General features: G+C 62.6%; 12 protein-coding genes and 1 tRNA gene. 3 read left to right on the top strand and 10 right to left on the bottom strand.

Annotated elements, in window-relative coordinates; translation table 11 throughout:
* Positions 1–9: 9 nt before the first annotated feature.
* From Q0887_RS01520 to infA, 7 genes are all read right to left on the bottom strand, one after another.
* Positions 10–1,461, bottom strand: a complete 1,452-nt coding sequence (locus Q0887_RS01520; protein ID WP_299191758.1) for a caspase family protein — start codon at positions 1,459–1,461, stop codon at positions 10–12.
* A 95-nt stretch (positions 1,462–1,556) separates the two neighbouring features.
* A complete protein-coding gene (gene purC, locus Q0887_RS01525; protein WP_299191760.1) occupies positions 1,557–2,357 on the bottom strand; it encodes a phosphoribosylaminoimidazolesuccinocarboxamide synthase in 801 nt (266 codons plus the stop codon).
* Positions 2,358–2,396: 39 nt separating this feature from the next.
* A tRNA-Phe gene (locus Q0887_RS01530) sits at positions 2,397–2,471 on the bottom strand.
* Between the two features lie 125 nt (positions 2,472–2,596).
* Positions 2,597–2,782, bottom strand: a complete 186-nt coding sequence (gene yacG, locus Q0887_RS01535) for a DNA gyrase inhibitor YacG (RefSeq protein ID WP_299191761.1) — start codon at positions 2,780–2,782, stop codon at positions 2,597–2,599.
* Entirely contained in the window at positions 2,779–3,747 is a 969-nt protein-coding gene (locus Q0887_RS01540) for a ribonuclease E/G (protein WP_299191763.1), read from the bottom strand. Before Q0887_RS01540 ends, yacG begins: the two co-directional genes overlap by 4 nt.
* Positions 3,740–4,312, bottom strand: a complete 573-nt coding sequence (locus tag Q0887_RS01545; RefSeq protein ID WP_299191765.1) for a nucleoside triphosphate pyrophosphatase — start codon at positions 4,310–4,312, stop codon at positions 3,740–3,742. Before Q0887_RS01545 ends, Q0887_RS01540 begins: the two co-directional genes overlap by 8 nt.
* A 12-nt stretch (positions 4,313–4,324) precedes the next feature.
* The gene (gene infA / locus Q0887_RS01550) at positions 4,325–4,582 is read right to left on the bottom strand and encodes a translation initiation factor IF-1 (RefSeq protein WP_299191767.1); all 258 of its coding nucleotides are present in this window, start codon (positions 4,580–4,582) and stop codon (positions 4,325–4,327) included.
* A 236-nt stretch (positions 4,583–4,818) separates the two neighbouring features.
* Here infA and Q0887_RS01555 point away from each other — a divergent pair, with 236 nt between their 5' ends.
* Positions 4,819–7,614 carry a hypothetical protein gene (locus Q0887_RS01555; RefSeq protein WP_299191768.1) on the top strand — a complete coding sequence of 932 codons (2,796 nt, stop codon included), beginning with the start codon at positions 4,819–4,821 and terminating at the stop codon, positions 7,612–7,614.
* Between the two features lie 3 nt (positions 7,615–7,617).
* On the opposite strand, the gene Q0887_RS01560 is transcribed toward Q0887_RS01555, so the two are convergent.
* The 3 genes from Q0887_RS01560 to Q0887_RS01570 all read right to left on the bottom strand — a co-directional run bounded on the left by Q0887_RS01560 (position 7,618) and on the right by Q0887_RS01570 (position 11,402).
* Complete coding sequence (locus Q0887_RS01560) at positions 7,618–8,430, bottom strand: alpha/beta hydrolase (RefSeq protein ID WP_299191770.1); 813 nt, start codon at positions 8,428–8,430, stop codon at positions 7,618–7,620.
* Positions 8,430–10,028, bottom strand: coding sequence for a wax ester/triacylglycerol synthase family O-acyltransferase (locus Q0887_RS01565; RefSeq protein WP_299195167.1), 1,599 nt, complete (start codon positions 10,026–10,028; stop codon positions 8,430–8,432). The genes Q0887_RS01560 and Q0887_RS01565 overlap by 1 nt, the downstream gene beginning before the upstream one ends.
* Positions 10,029–10,190: 162 nt before the next feature.
* Positions 10,191–11,402 carry an NAD(P)/FAD-dependent oxidoreductase gene (locus Q0887_RS01570; protein ID WP_299191772.1) on the bottom strand — a complete coding sequence of 404 codons (1,212 nt, stop codon included), beginning with the start codon at positions 11,400–11,402 and terminating at the stop codon, positions 10,191–10,193.
* Between the two features lie 35 nt (positions 11,403–11,437).
* Here Q0887_RS01570 and uvrC point away from each other — a divergent pair, with 35 nt between their 5' ends.
* Together uvrC and Q0887_RS01580 are read left to right on the top strand one after the other, a co-directional pair.
* Positions 11,438–13,381 (top strand): excinuclease ABC subunit UvrC, encoded by a 1,944-nt coding sequence (gene uvrC, locus Q0887_RS01575; protein ID WP_299191774.1) that lies wholly within the window; start codon positions 11,438–11,440, stop codon positions 13,379–13,381.
* A 12-nt stretch (positions 13,382–13,393) separates the two neighbouring features.
* Positions 13,394–14,077 carry a DUF6445 family protein gene (locus Q0887_RS01580; RefSeq protein WP_299191776.1) on the top strand — a complete coding sequence of 228 codons (684 nt, stop codon included), beginning with the start codon at positions 13,394–13,396 and terminating at the stop codon, positions 14,075–14,077.
* Positions 14,078–14,100: the final 23 nt, after the last annotated feature.

Below are 14,100 nucleotides of genomic sequence, written 5' to 3' on the forward strand. Positions count from 1 at the left end.
CGAAGCCGCTTAATCGGGCATTTCAGCGCTGAGCGCCTGCGGATCGTCGAGCGCCTCGCGGATCAGCACGAAATGCACCGGAAAGGGGAAAGTGCCCACGCGCACATCCAGATTGCCATCGGCGCGCAGGCTCATCCGCGCATCGCCATTAAGCAGGATGTCGCGGCCCAGATAGAGCCCCGGCTCGTCGCGCCGAATATCGACCATCGTGACCTGCTCGGGCTCGACGCGGAACAGCAGCGCATGGTTCCAGCCATCGACGGCAAAGGCGCGCCCGCGCTCGATCCTCAGGCGGCGATCATTGGTCGAAATGCGCCACACCCCGTCGATCGGCATGGAGGCGCCGAGATCCACGGCATAGCGATCGGGCAGGGCGGCCCCGAGCGAGATGATCCACGGCGTCTCGCTGTTGATCTCTCCGCCGGTCGCGGTCGGGTCGAGCAATTGCGCGATATTCGCCTCGGCAAAGCGGGCATAGGCGCCTTGCGGGAACTCGGCGAGATAGGCGCGATAGGCCTCCACATTGTCGAGTTTGAGCGTTTCCAACCAGACATGCTCGTCGAGCGATGCGCTGTCTTCGGCCGCAACGCTGCGCGTGGTATCGAGTGAGGCAACCATCTCACTGTAATCGACTAGCGCAGGAGCATCGCCTGCGGTCTCGCCTCCCTCGGCATAGAGGCTGGTCAGCCACGCCAGCTGCGTGTCAGGGCCATCGACCAGAAAGAGCGGGCGGCCTGTCATCGAGGCCGAGATAAACGGGCGCTGGTCGCCATCGGTTGCGGCCAGCACATCGTCGCGCACCATCCCGCCCAGCATCTGCACCGGCAGTCCCGGCTGCACGATCCGCCGTGCCAGTGCGAGCGCGAAGGGCGAATTGCCATCCGCTCCGTCAAAGGCAAACGCACCCGGTGCGGCAGCATAGATCACCAGCATATCGTCGGTTTCAAACGGGGCGAGACCGCGCGCGACATCACGGTTTTCGCCTTGCCAGCGATTGGCGAACGGGTTGTTGCGGCATGCATCGAGCACCACGATCCGCAGGCTCGCGCCATAAAGCGTATCGAGAATACGTTCGAGCTCGACCGCTTCGAACGGCATGTCGCGCTCTGCTTGCAGCGCCGCGTCAGTGGGCACCAACCAGTTGCGCCCGTCGCTCTCGACACCGTGACCGGCATAATAGACCAGCGCTGCATCCGCGCCGTCAGCCAGATCGCGAAAGGCGCGCAGGCGCTCCATGAACTCGCCGCGCGCGAGGTTTTCGGCGATTTCAACCGTATCGAACCCGGCCTCGCGCAAGGCACCCGCGACCAGCGCCGCATCGCCTGAAGGGTTGGCAAGCTGCGAGGTGTGTTCGTAATCCGAATTGGCGATGACCAGCGCGACCTTCTGCGCCGAGACTGCAGAGGGCAGGGCGAGCAGCAGCGCGGCAAAAACCGCCCATACTCGCACCGCTCGCATCATTGGCTGTCCCCCCGAAGCCCGAGAATTCGAGGATAGGCAAAGCTGCGCGCAGGTCCAGAACTAACTGGATGCGCTTGAACAACCTGCAGAGCGGATTACTTCTTGGGCGGAGTGCCGCGCAGGCGTGACCGGTGGCTCGACATGTCGAGCACTTCGCCGGGGCCATTGTCCTCGCCCTGCAGCAGGCCGAGGCGGCGGGCGACTTCGCGGTAGGCCTCCTCTTCGCCGCCCAGATCGCGGCGGAAGCGGTCCTTGTCGAGCTTTTCGCCCGATTCCATGTCCCACAAACGGCAGCCATCGGGGCTGATCTCGTCCGCCAATATCACGCGGCTGTAATCGCCATCGAACAGGCGGCCGAACTCCAGCTTGAAGTCCACCAGACGGATGCCGATGCCTGCAAACATGCCGCACATGAAATCGTTGACGCGGATCGCCATGCTCGAAATGTCGTGCATTTCCTCATGGCTCGCCCAGTTGAAGCAGGCGATGTGTTCTTCGGAGATCAGCGGGTCGCCCAGCGCGTCGTCCTTGTAATAATACTCGATCAGAGTGTGCGGCAGCGGTTCACCTTCTTCCAGGCCCAGCCGCTTGCAAATCGAACCTGCCGCGACATTGCGCACGACCACTTCGATTGGGATGATCTCGACCTGCCGGACCAACTGCTCGCGCATATTCAGGCGGCGGATGAAGTGCGTTGGGATGCCGATATGCGAAAGGCGGGTGAACACATGCTCGCTGATGCGATTGTTGATCACGCCCTTGCCGTTGATCGTGCCCTTTTTCTCCGCGTTGAAGGCGGTGGCGTCATCCTTGAAATATTGAATGATCGTGCCGGGTTCAGGGCCTTCGTAAAGAACCTTGGCCTTGCCTTCGTAGATTTTGGTGCGGCGGGTCATGCGTCGATTTACCCCAATAAGGATTTGCATGTCAGCGAATGGTGCCCGGGGGCGGAATCGAACCACCGACACGCGGATTTTCAATCCGCTGCTCTACCCCTGAGCTACCCGGGCATTCGCTGCGGCGACGGAGCTTTTAGCAACTCCGGCGAGCAAATGAGAGCGGCGCTATGGCGAAGCGCGCTCCGCTTGGCAAGAGGGAAATGGGGGTGAAACCCGGGGAAAGCGCGATTTGGGCGCTAATCGAGCTGATCCCATTCCTGCTGCGCGATCTCCTCGGGGTTTACCCGCTCACCGGGCAGCGAATAGCCATCGCCAAACCACTGCGCGAGATCGCGGTCTTTGCACCTTTGCGAGCAGAACGGCGCAAAGTCCTCCTCACGCGGTTTCTTGCAGATGGGACAGGGTTTTGTACGCTTTGTCATGCAGCGACTAACTGGGCATGTCCGGCGTCAAGGGCAAGGGTGCGATTGGTTTCGAACATGATCGCATCCGGATTGCGACCGGCCAGCTCGCCCAGTTCGATCAGCCAATCATCAGGCATCGCGTTTCGCACGGCGGGATTGCACGAAATATGGATATTCCCCGCGCCTTCCAACTGAGACGCCTGCCGCAAAAGATAACGCGCGCACGCCTCGGCACGAGAATTCTCCAAGCGGTGCAGGAGCGACGGCATTTCCATGCGCGACACGATCTGCACAAAGCCAAAACCGTTCATCGCGGTGCGCTCGTGCCGCCAGTCGGCCAGTGCCGCCGCGAGCGCCTGATCGACCTCTTTTCGGCCAGCTTTGTCGGCAATCGTCGGAAAATCCACTCCGATAGAGCCGCCGATATTCAGCCAGCGCAGCGCTTTTGCGATTGCCGGGATCGCAGAAAGCGCAAGCTCGCGCGGTGAACCCTGCCCGTCAATATCGATCAGCGTCATTGCCGGTGTTACGCTCAAGACCAGACTGCCGCCGTCAAATGCCAGCTCGCCTTCGCTGGCGACGGCCCACACGTCTTCCCAAAGCCCGTCCGGCAGTTTTCTGACAACCTTGCCTTCGCCCAGGACCGATGCTGGCGGCAAAGGCGGTGCATTCTCGTGAAAGTGCCGCCCCTGTGCCCGTTTCAATCGCCCTCGTTCCGCCATCGGTTCACGGTGAATGATGATGCGGACATCACGGCCTTCGCTCGCTTCGGGGGGCAGGTCGCTCACATTGATCTCGAAACCGTCTGGCGAACGGCAAAGGCCGCGCGGTGAGCCCTGTCGGCGGGTGATCACCCGCGCCATGATGATCGCACCGGCTGTGATCGAACTGAGCCAATGCATTCTCGCGGCAAGCACCTGATCATTTTCGATCAGCAGTGCGCGCTTTTCTCCGAAGCTTTCCTCGTAGACCCACTCAGCCAATGTCGAACCCCGCCGATTTCAGCAGCGCCCGTGTTTCAAACAGCGGCAGGCCCATTACGCCCGAATGGCTGCCCTTGATCCACTGGACGAGGCCTTCGGCTGCGCCTTGGATCGCATAGCCGCCAGCCTTGCCGCGCCATTCGCCGCTGGCGAGATAGGCAGCGATTTCCTCTTCGGAGAGGTTCTTGAAACGCACGGTGTTCTCGTTGAGCCGCTCGCGCACAGTGCCATCGGGAGCGCGCAGGACTACGCTGGTCAGGACGGTGTGGCGGCGTCCGGACAGCAGCTTGAGGCAGGCGCGCGCTTCGGCCTCGTCCTCGGTCTTGGGCAGGATGCGGCGTCCGGCGGCGACCACGGTGTCGCCCGCGAGCACAAAGCCCGAAGCCTCTACCGCCAGCGCTTTCTCACGCCCCATCCGCAGCGCATAGTCGCGCGGGCGCTCGTCCTTGAGCGGGCTCTCGTCAATATCAGCAGGGGTGACGGCATCGGGCTCCACACCCAGACGCGCGAGCAGGTCGCGGCGACGCGGGCTGGCAGAAGCAAGGGTGAGATGAAGCGCGCTCATCGGCGCGTCAGCTTATGAAGGGCCGGGGCCCTGACCGGGTCCGCCACGGCCGGGCATAAAGCGGTAGGTGATGCGTGCCTTGGTCAGGTCATACGGCGTCAGCTCGCACAACACTTCGTCACCGACCAGCACGCGGATGCGGTTTTTGCGCATCTTGCCCGCTGTGTGACCCAGCACTTCGTGGCCGTTTTCAAGCTCTACCCGGAACATCGCATTGGGCAGCAGCTCGACGACGCGCCCGCGCATTTCGAGAAGTTCTTCCTTGGCCATGTATTTCCTTTAAAATTTCGCGCGGTGATTAGGTATTGCACCGCATATATTTATCGCTCTGGGCGCGCCGTTTAGCGATGGCGAGAGGAAAAGGAAAGGGCGCTGAGAGAGCATGCACGCACTCGGGATCGGACCGTCGCACCTATCCCACACTTTGCCACTTAAACCCATTGCGGTGCAAAGCGATACAATTCAGGCGCTTGCACATCCAATCACTAGCCCCGAAAGGGGATTGAATGCCCCGCCACCTCCTCCCCCGGATCGCGCTTTTGGTCAGCGTCTGCGCCGCCGCAATCGGCGGGCAGCCCGCTTTTGCGCAAGGGACGGGCGAGGCCGAGGACGTCCAATCCGACACTAGCGAAGGCACAATCGTTGTGCGCGGAGAGCGGCTTCGCGGGCAGCTCGATGTGGAGCAGGCCCCGTTGCTGGAGCTTGGCGCAGAGGATATTGCGGCTGAAGGCGTCACTTCGATTGCCGACCTTGTCACCCAGCTGACCGAGCAATCCGGTTCTGCGCGAGGTCGCGGCGGCGGTGGCCGGCCGGTGATCCTGATAAACGGCATTCGCGTCGGCTCTTTCCGCGAATTTTCCAATTATCCTCCCGAGGCTCTCGAGAGGGTCGAGGTGTTTCCCGAGGAAGTCGCCCAGCGTTTCGGATTTCCGCCCGATCGCCGCGTGATGAACCTGATTCTGAAAGACAATTACCGCAATGCCGAGGTGGAGCTGGCATTGGAAGGTCCGTCGCGCGGCGGGTTCTACCGCAGCGAGCAAGAGCTGGGTTTCCTCCAGATCGCCGATGGCGCGCGGATCAACGTCAACTTGGAGGCGTCGGACAATTCGCTGCTGACCGAGGATGAGCGCGATATCATCCAGACCCCCGTTTCGGTTTCGGACGTCGCGGGCGACCCCGATCAGGCCGAATTCCGCAGCCTCGTCGCCGATGCGCGCTCGCTCGAGGCCAATATCAGCTGGGCCAAAGCTTTCATCGACAGCGGCACGTCCGTGTCGGCCAATGCCAATTACACGCGCACAGACCGCCTGAGCCTGCGAGGCCTAAATACGGTGGTGTTGACCGATCCCGCGGGTGACAGCGTGCTCAGGACAATTGGCGAGCAGTCTCCACTGGAACAGCGCACCGCAGAGGACATCTTCAACACTTCCGGATCACTGACCAGAGTGGTCAACGCCTTCCGTCTCACCAGCACGTTCAACGCTGGGCTTTCAGAGAACACGCAGACCATCGACCGCCGTTTCGACACGGCTGACTTGCAGGCGCAAGCACTAGCGGGAACGCTGCCGCTGGACGGGGCGCTGCCTCAAACCGTCGATGCCGGGGTCGACATTGCGAGCCAGCGCGGGCTGAGCGCGCAGACGCTCACGACGCTCAGGGGGCCGATTGCACGGCTGCCTGCTGGCGAGCTGCTTGCCACGTTCGATCTGGGCTATGACTGGTCGAACATTCGCAGTTCGGACACGCGCAACCCCTTGCCGGTCGATCTGACGCGCGGCGACCTGTCTACGGGCGTGAACCTCGTCATCCCGATCACCAGCCGACGCACAGGCTTTGCCGATGCGCTGGGCAGCTTTTCGCTGAGCACACAGGTCGGCTTGCAACGGCTTTCCGACTTCGGGACTTTGGGCGACTACACAATCGGCCTGAACTGGTCGCCATTCGATAGCCTGAACCTGTCCGCGACCTATATCATGCGGGAGGTCGCTCCCGGTCTCAGCGCGCTCGGCAGTCCTGAAATCGTCACGCTGAACACCCCCGTTTTCGACTTCACCAATGGCGAGACGGTGCTGGCTACGGTGACGAGCGGCGGCAATCCGAGCCTGCTGGCCGAGACGCAGCGCGACTGGAAATTTGCCGCCAACTGGCAGCTGCCGTTCTGGAGCCGCGCGCGGGTAAATTTCGAATATGTCCGCAATCGCTCTGACGATGTGACCAGCGGCTTTCCCCAGATCACGCCCGAGATCGAGGCGGCATTTCCCGATCGAGTCACGCGCAATGCGAGCGGGACTCTGGTCGCGATTGACCAGCGCTCGGTAACTTTTGCCGAGACGCGCGCCGAGCGGCTCAATATCGGGTTGTTCATTCGCGGGTCGATCGGTGCGGGCAACCCTCAGGAACAAGGCGCGCGTGGAGGTGTAGCGCGAGCAGATCGACCGACGCGCAGTGGACCTCGCGCAGGCGGCAGACCGGGCGGCCCACCAAGCCCAGAACAACGCGCCGCGTTCCAGCAATTGCGCGAACAGGTCTGCGCCGATGACGGGATGGAGGTGCTCACGCGTCTCGTCGAAGCGGTGCAGAATGGCGAGGATGTGAGCGCGATCATCCCCGGCATGGATCCCTCGCGGATCGAGCGGTTGCTCAACCGTGTGCGCGGTGAAGATGGCAGTGTCGATCCCGAGCGGCTGGAGCAGGCGCGTGAGCGGATTTGCAGCCGTGATCCTGCCAGCAGGGGCGGGGCTGGTCGAGGCGGCGAGCAAGGAACGAGCCCAGCATCGGGCAGCCCGCCACCTGGCTTTAACCCTTTGCAACGGCGCAATTTTCGCGGCTTCCGCTATTTCATCTCGCTAAACCACGCGATCGAGCTGGATAACCAGATCCTGATCGCGCCGGGCCTTGCGCCGCTCGACCAGCTGGACGGGCAGGGGACGGGAGCCTTCGGGCTCGCGCGGCACTCTTCGCGGCTCAGTGCGGGGATTTTCGGTTCGGGGATAGGCGCGCGTTTGTCGGCGCAATATGTCGGCGAAGCGCGGCTCGACGGGTCGGGTCAGCCGGGGGCAAGCGACCTGTTCATTGACGATCTGGCGACCTTCAACCTGCGCGTGTTTTCCGAACTGGGGCAGCTCATCGGATCGAATGAGGGCGCGCTGAAGAACACCCGAATCTCGCTGCGCGCGGACAATATTTTCGACGCGCGCCGCCGCGTGACGGATGAGAGCGGCGACACGCCGATCCCCTACCAACCGTTCCTGATCGATCCGGTCGGGCGCTATGTCGGGATTGAACTGCGCAAGCTGTTCTGAGCGTCAATCCGGCGTAAAGCGCGGGAACATCCAGCGGTGCGAAGCCTTCGCTTTGAAGGGCTTCCATGCGCCTTCATCCTGCGCCAGCCGGTCTGCCAGTGCCACCATCACGCTGGGGTTCACGCCGAGGCCGCAATGGCTCGCATGGACGAGGATGTTCTCGCATTCATCATGCGTGTCCTCTTGCACACTGCCGCGCCAATGGACGATCCCGTCAGTCTTGGTCAGCACCGAAGTGGTTGGCACAGGCGGCGCTTCGCCTAGCGCAAGGAAGCGGCCCTCGCGTTGCGGCTCAGGCTGCGCGCCGTTGAGCATCTCGAACAATTTGCGCGCATTGGACACGTTGCGATCATTGGTGATCGGGCTGCCGAGGCTGATGACAAGCCGCGCCTTGTCAGGATGGAGCTTTGCCAGCTCGCGCGCGATCACACCGCCAAGGCTCCAGCCGACCAGCGAGACCTTGCGGCCACTGGCCTCGTAAAGGCGGGTGATCTGGCTTTCGAGCCGCTCCACCAGCTCGTTATCGACCCGCAGGTTGCGGCCTGAATCCCAGCCGTGGGCGTCATATCCCAGCTGATTGAGCAGGCCGCGCATCGGCGCAGTCGAGCTGTTGGTGGCCATGAAACCGGGCAGGCACAGGACCGAGTGGCCGTCACCCTTGGGGAGGGTGCCGAGCAGCGGACGCGTCGCAAAAAACGCACCCAGCTCGAACATGGCGCGCCCTTCAGTGAGGGTGAAGATGCGCCTTGGTCCGCGCATGGGGGCTCTGCCAGATTCTGACATATCCGGTCCTGCCTCTGCTGCGATACTCGCCACTATTTGCTCTCCCTCGGGGTTTTTGTTTTGGTTCTGGTTTTCTTGGCTGCCGGCTTCTTGGCCGGAGCTTTCTTCGCCGGTGCCTTCTTCGCCGGTGCCTTCTTGGCTGGCGCTTTCTTGGCTAGCGCTTTCTTGGCCGCAGCCTTTTTCGGAGCCGCTTTCTTCGGAGCCGCCTTTCCTGCAGGCGCTTTCGTTCCCTGCGCCTTTGCGGCTGCCAGCAGCTCGTCGAAACTCTCCTGCAAGCATTCCGCGTAGAATTCCGGGTCGGGCATGATGTCGCGGCAGGCGGTGAAGCTGATATAGGCTTCCCCGACATAGGACTGCACGACATGGGCGAGGCCCAATCCGTCGGTCAGACAGATCAGCGAGAGCGCCATGCTTTCAAGCCGCGCGCCGCTCGAATAGATATGGACCGGCGGGCCGGGAACATTGGTCACGACCGTGTTGAACGGCATCACCCTGTGGGCAAGGCTGACGCGGCTGAACAATTGTGCGCCCAGTGCCATGTAGAGCGCCGGATTGACCTTGCTCACCTCGGTCATGGTGCGCGCGCCGATTGCGCCTGTCATCGCCTTGGAATTGCTCGTCTGGCCGTAGACATAGGCCAGCCGCTCTTTCGGATCGGCGATATGCGAGCCGAGCGGTGCGACCATGGCCGAAACCTGGTTGCCCATATCGCCCTTTTCATCGCCCGATCGGACCGAGATCGGAGCCATCGCGGTCATCGTGCCTTTGGGCAGGTCGTCCTTGGCGGTGAGATATTTGTTGAGTGCGCCGCCGATCACCGCAATCGCGACGTCATTGACCTTCGCCTCTGGCACAAGCGCGCGGATCGACTTGAATTCTTTGAGGTCGAATGTGCGCCCTTCGATCACGCGATGCGAGGAAATCGAGCGGTTAAAGCGGGTGCGCGGCGGCACCATGTCGCTGCTGACCTTGAACTGCTTGGTCACCAGCCCCTTGATCGCATTGGCGATGCCGGGGACAGCTTGCGCGGCCACTTGCGCCTGTTTGAGCGGGTTGAGCAGCGCGTTGACATAGCTCTTGCCCAGCAGCTCGACCGGGTTCGGCACTTTCTCGGGCTTCCAATTGTCAGGCTTGCTCGGCGGCGGCGTGTCGGACGCGAGCGTGTGCAGCGCCTCCATCAGGTCGATCCCGCTCATCCCGTCGATCGCAGCGTGGTGGACCTTGGTGACGAATGCAAAGCAGCCCTTTGGATAGCCGCGGACATTGTCCAGCCCCTCAACCACGGTGAACTCCCATGGCGGCCGTTCGAGATCGAGCGGCCGGGCATGAATGCGCGCGGCCTGGATGCACAATTGCCGCCAATCGCCCGGTTTGGGCAAGGCAACATGGCGGACGTGATATTCGAGATCGAAATCCGGATCCTCGATCCAATACGGATAATCGAGGTCGAACGGAACGCGCACCAGACGCTGCCGCATTGTCTTGGACAATTGCATGCGTGATCCGATGAAATCGAGAATGTCTTTAAAGCGGACGAAACCGCCCGGTGCCGTTGCCGGATTGTAGATCAGCACACTGCCGATATGCATCGGCGAATTCTTCGATTCCAACGCTACGAACGAGGAATCCATGCCTTGCAATTGTCGCAAGGTATTCTCCCGCAGGACTGCTGAGGATCAACAGCTTCGGCCCGTTTTCGAGCTCTGCAATCGGGACGTAAGCATGTTTCAAATGCGTGACAACCTGACGCAAGCGTAAGTGTTGCACTTGTCCCGTAATAATGCGCAACTTTGTTACGCGGCGATCGAGTCTCCGGCCGCGACGCCGCTCGCCCAGGCCCATTGGAAATTGTAGCCGCCCAGCCAGCCGGTTACGTCCACCGCTTCGCCAATTGCGTAGAGGCCGCGGACGTTCTTCGCCTCCATCGTCCGGCTCGACAACTCGGCTGTCGAGATGCCGCCGATTGTGACTTCGGCCTTGGCAAAGCCCTCGGTCCCGTTGGGGGTGAAGCGCCAGTCGGCCAGCCGCTCTGCCGCGGCGCGAAGAACCTTGTCGGGCACATTGCCAAATTCGCGCTCGATACCGATGCGTTCGGCCAGCGCGTCCGCCAGCCGGTCGGGCAGGACGTCGCGCAAGGCAGAGCGCAGAGTGGCGCGGGGATTGGCGCGTTTGAGGTCGATAAGCCAGTCAGCGCTGGCGTCGGGGAGGAAGGTGATCGCGACCTCTTCGCCCGAGCGCCAATAGGAGGACACTTGCAGGATTGCGGGACCGGACAGGCCTTTATGGGTGAATAAAGCCGCTTCTGCAAAGCTCGCCTTGCTCTTGCCGGTTCCGGCGCGGACGGGTGCCGAAACGCCTGACAGCTCGCGGAACAGCACATCCTCTCCGCCCAGCGTGAAGGGTACGAGGGCAGGGCGCGGCTCGACCACTTTCAGCCCGAATTGCCGCGCGAGGTCGTAGGCGTATCCGGTCGCGCCCATTTGCGGGATCGAGGGGCCGCCCGTGGCGATCACCAGAGCGGGCGCGGCGAAGTGGCGACCTCTGGCGGAGACGGCAAAGCTGTCGCCTTCCTTGATCACCGCGCTGACTTCCGCGCCGCAGATCACATCGACAGTGTCGGGGCACTCAGCCAGCAGCATCTCGACAATCTGCGTCGCGCGCCCGTCGCAAAATAGCTGGCCCAGCGTCTTCTCATGCCACTCGATCCCGTGTTTCTCGACCAGCGCGAGGAAGTCCTTCGGCGTGTAGCGGGCGAGCGCCGACTTGGCGAAATGCGGATTGGCGGAGAGGAAGTTCGCCGGGCTGGTGTGCACATTGGTGAAGTTGCACCGCCCGCCGCCCGAAATCAGGATCTTCTTGCCCGGCTTCTCGGCTTTCTCAAGCACGACTACACGCAGGCCGCGCTGGCCCGCACGCGCCGCACACATCAGGCCAGCCGCGCCGCCGCCGAGAATTATTCCATCATAATGTTCCACTTTGCTGCCGATAGGCGTGTGCGCCTGCATTGCCAATCGCGCGGTTCACTCCCTATCTGTTGACCATGTCCAAGACCCCGGCCGGCACTCCCCATGACCCCAGAGGAGCCGAGCGCTTCAATGAGGAGCGCGCGGCCTACACTGTCGCGAGCGCGCAGCCGAACCTTGAGGCAGGTGTGACTGCGATCCGCGAAGTGCAGAAAACCCTGAAGCCGATCCCCGGCGTCTACCGCATGTGTGATGCGCGCGGGGACGTTCTGTATGTCGGCAAGGCGCGAAGCCTGAAGGCGCGGGTGGCGAATTACACCAACGTTGCGCAGCTTTCCGGACGGCTTCAGCGGATGGTCTCGCAATGCCGCAGCATGGAGATCATCACCACCAATTCAGAGGCCGAGGCGCTGCTGCTCGAAGCGCAGCTGATCAAGCGGTTTCGCCCGGCTTTCAACGTGTTGCTCCGCGATGATAAGAGCTTTCCTTTCATCCTGCTGCGCTCCGACCACGCCTTTCCGCGCATCCACAAACATCGCGGCGCGCGGCGGGCGAAGGGGAACTATTACGGGCCGTTCGCGAGCGCCGGGAGCGTCAACACCACACTTAATGCACTTCAGAAACTGTTTCTGCTAAGGTCTTGCACAGACAGCTTTTTCAACAATCGCGACCGGCCCTGCCTGCTCTATCAGATCAAGCGGTGCTCGGGGCCTTGTGTGGGCCGGATCAGCGAGGGTGATTACGACGCGCTGGTCGATCAGGCGAAGGATTTCCTCGCGGGCAAATCAGGGCAGGTGCAGGCCGATCTCGAAAAACAGATGGCGAAAGCGGCGGAGGAGCTCGACTTTGAAACCGCTGCGATCCTGCGCGACCGGTTGAGGGCTGCGACCTTTATTCAGGGCAGCCAAGCCATCAATGCCAGCGGCGTGGGCGATGCCGATGTCTTCGCGCTCGCGTCAAAAGGTGGCCAGATCGGGGTGCAGGCCTTCTTCATTCGCGGCGGGCAAAACTGGGGCCACCGCGCCTTCTTCCCCACCCACACAAAGGATGTAGAGGAGGATCAGGTGCTCTCCAATGTGATCCTGCAATTCTACGAAGAAGTGCCCCCGCCGCCCAACATCCTGGTCGACCGGATGCTGCCCGAAAGCGAGCTGGTCGAGGCAGCGCTCAGCGAAGTGGTGGGCCGGATTGTGAAGCTCTCCGTCCCCCAGCGCGGCGACCGTCGCAAGCTGATGGAGCAGGCGAGCCGCAATGCCATCGAAGCGCTTGAGAGGCGGCTAGCCGAAACCGGCACCAAGGCGAAGACCCACCGCGAGCTGGCCGACTTCCTTGAACTGGGCGAGCCTCCCCAGCGGATCGAGGTCTATGACAACAGCCACATTCAGGGCGCGAAAGCTGTGGGCGCGATGGTGGTCGCCAGCCCCGAAGGCTTCGAGAAGTCGCAATATCGCAAGTTCAACATCAAGACCGCGCAGACCAATGACGATTACGCGATGATGCGCGAGGTTATGGAGCGCCGCTTTACCCGCGCGATGAAGGACGATCCCGATCGAGCGCGAGAAGGCGTCTGGCCCGATCTCGTGCTGGTCGATGGCGGCAAGGGCCAGCTGTCGAGCGTGATGGAAGTGCTCGGTGAACTCGGCATCGAGGACCTGCCCGTCATCGGCATCGCCAAGGGTCCGCATCACGGACGCGAGGGACGCGAAGTCTTCCACTTCCCCGATGGCCGCGAAAAGACGCTGCCGACCAATTCGCCGGTGCTGTTCTACGCCCAGCGGCTGCGCGACGAGGTTCACCGCTATGTCATCGGCGCGCACCGGGCAAAGCGCTCCAAGGCGATCACCGCGAGCCCGCTGGACGAGATCCCCGGCATCGGCCCGGCCCGCAAGCGCGCGCTGCTGCTCCATTTCGGAACCGCCGGCAAAGTCCGCGCTGCCTCGTTCGAAGACCTGCAACGCGCGCCCGGCGTCAGCGATACGGTCGCGCGCAAAATCTATGACTTTTACCATGCGAGCGGATAGGGCGGGGCCGCAATGAACCCACCCGAACCCAAAGTCACGGTCCAGCGGATCGGCAATGAAGGCGAGCCGCTGGTCATTATCGACAATTTCACCGGCCAGCCCGAGCGGCTGCGCGATCTGGGGGTTCGGTCGCGATATTATCCCGCAGGCGTCGATTACCCCGGCATTCGTGCACCCGCCGACCCGTCCTATCTCGACATCCGCCGCGATCTGATGATGCAGGTGATGGGCGAGGTCTTTGGTCTGCGCCAGTCAATCCAGTGCGAGGTTGCGGCGTTCTCGGTGGTGACGCTCGCGCCCGAAGCGCTCTCACCCCGTCAGCGCATCCCGCATCACGACCACTCCGATCCGGGCCGCGTGGCGATCATGCATTATCTCGATGGGCCAGAGAGCGGGGGCACAGCGTTCTACCGCCACAAACGCACCGGCTTTGAAGCGATCACGTCCGAGCGTGAGGCCACCTATGCCGCCGCGCTGGAGGCGGATTCGCGTGAGTATGGTGAGCCGCCGCTGGCCTATCCCGGCCCCGACACCCCCGGTTTCGAGCAAATCGGCGCGGTCGAGGCACAGCCGGACCGCCTAGCGCTCTATCGCGGCCGCCAGCTGCATTCGGGGATCATCCCCGACGCAGCCGCGCTGTCAGACGACCCGAAAGCGGGCCGTCTGACAGTCAATATGTTCCTCTATGGGAGCTAGGCCGCGTGGCCTAGAGCCTTCGG

Source organism: uncultured Erythrobacter sp. (assembly GCF_947492365.1).
Lineage (GTDB): Bacteria > Pseudomonadota > Alphaproteobacteria > Sphingomonadales > Sphingomonadaceae > Erythrobacter.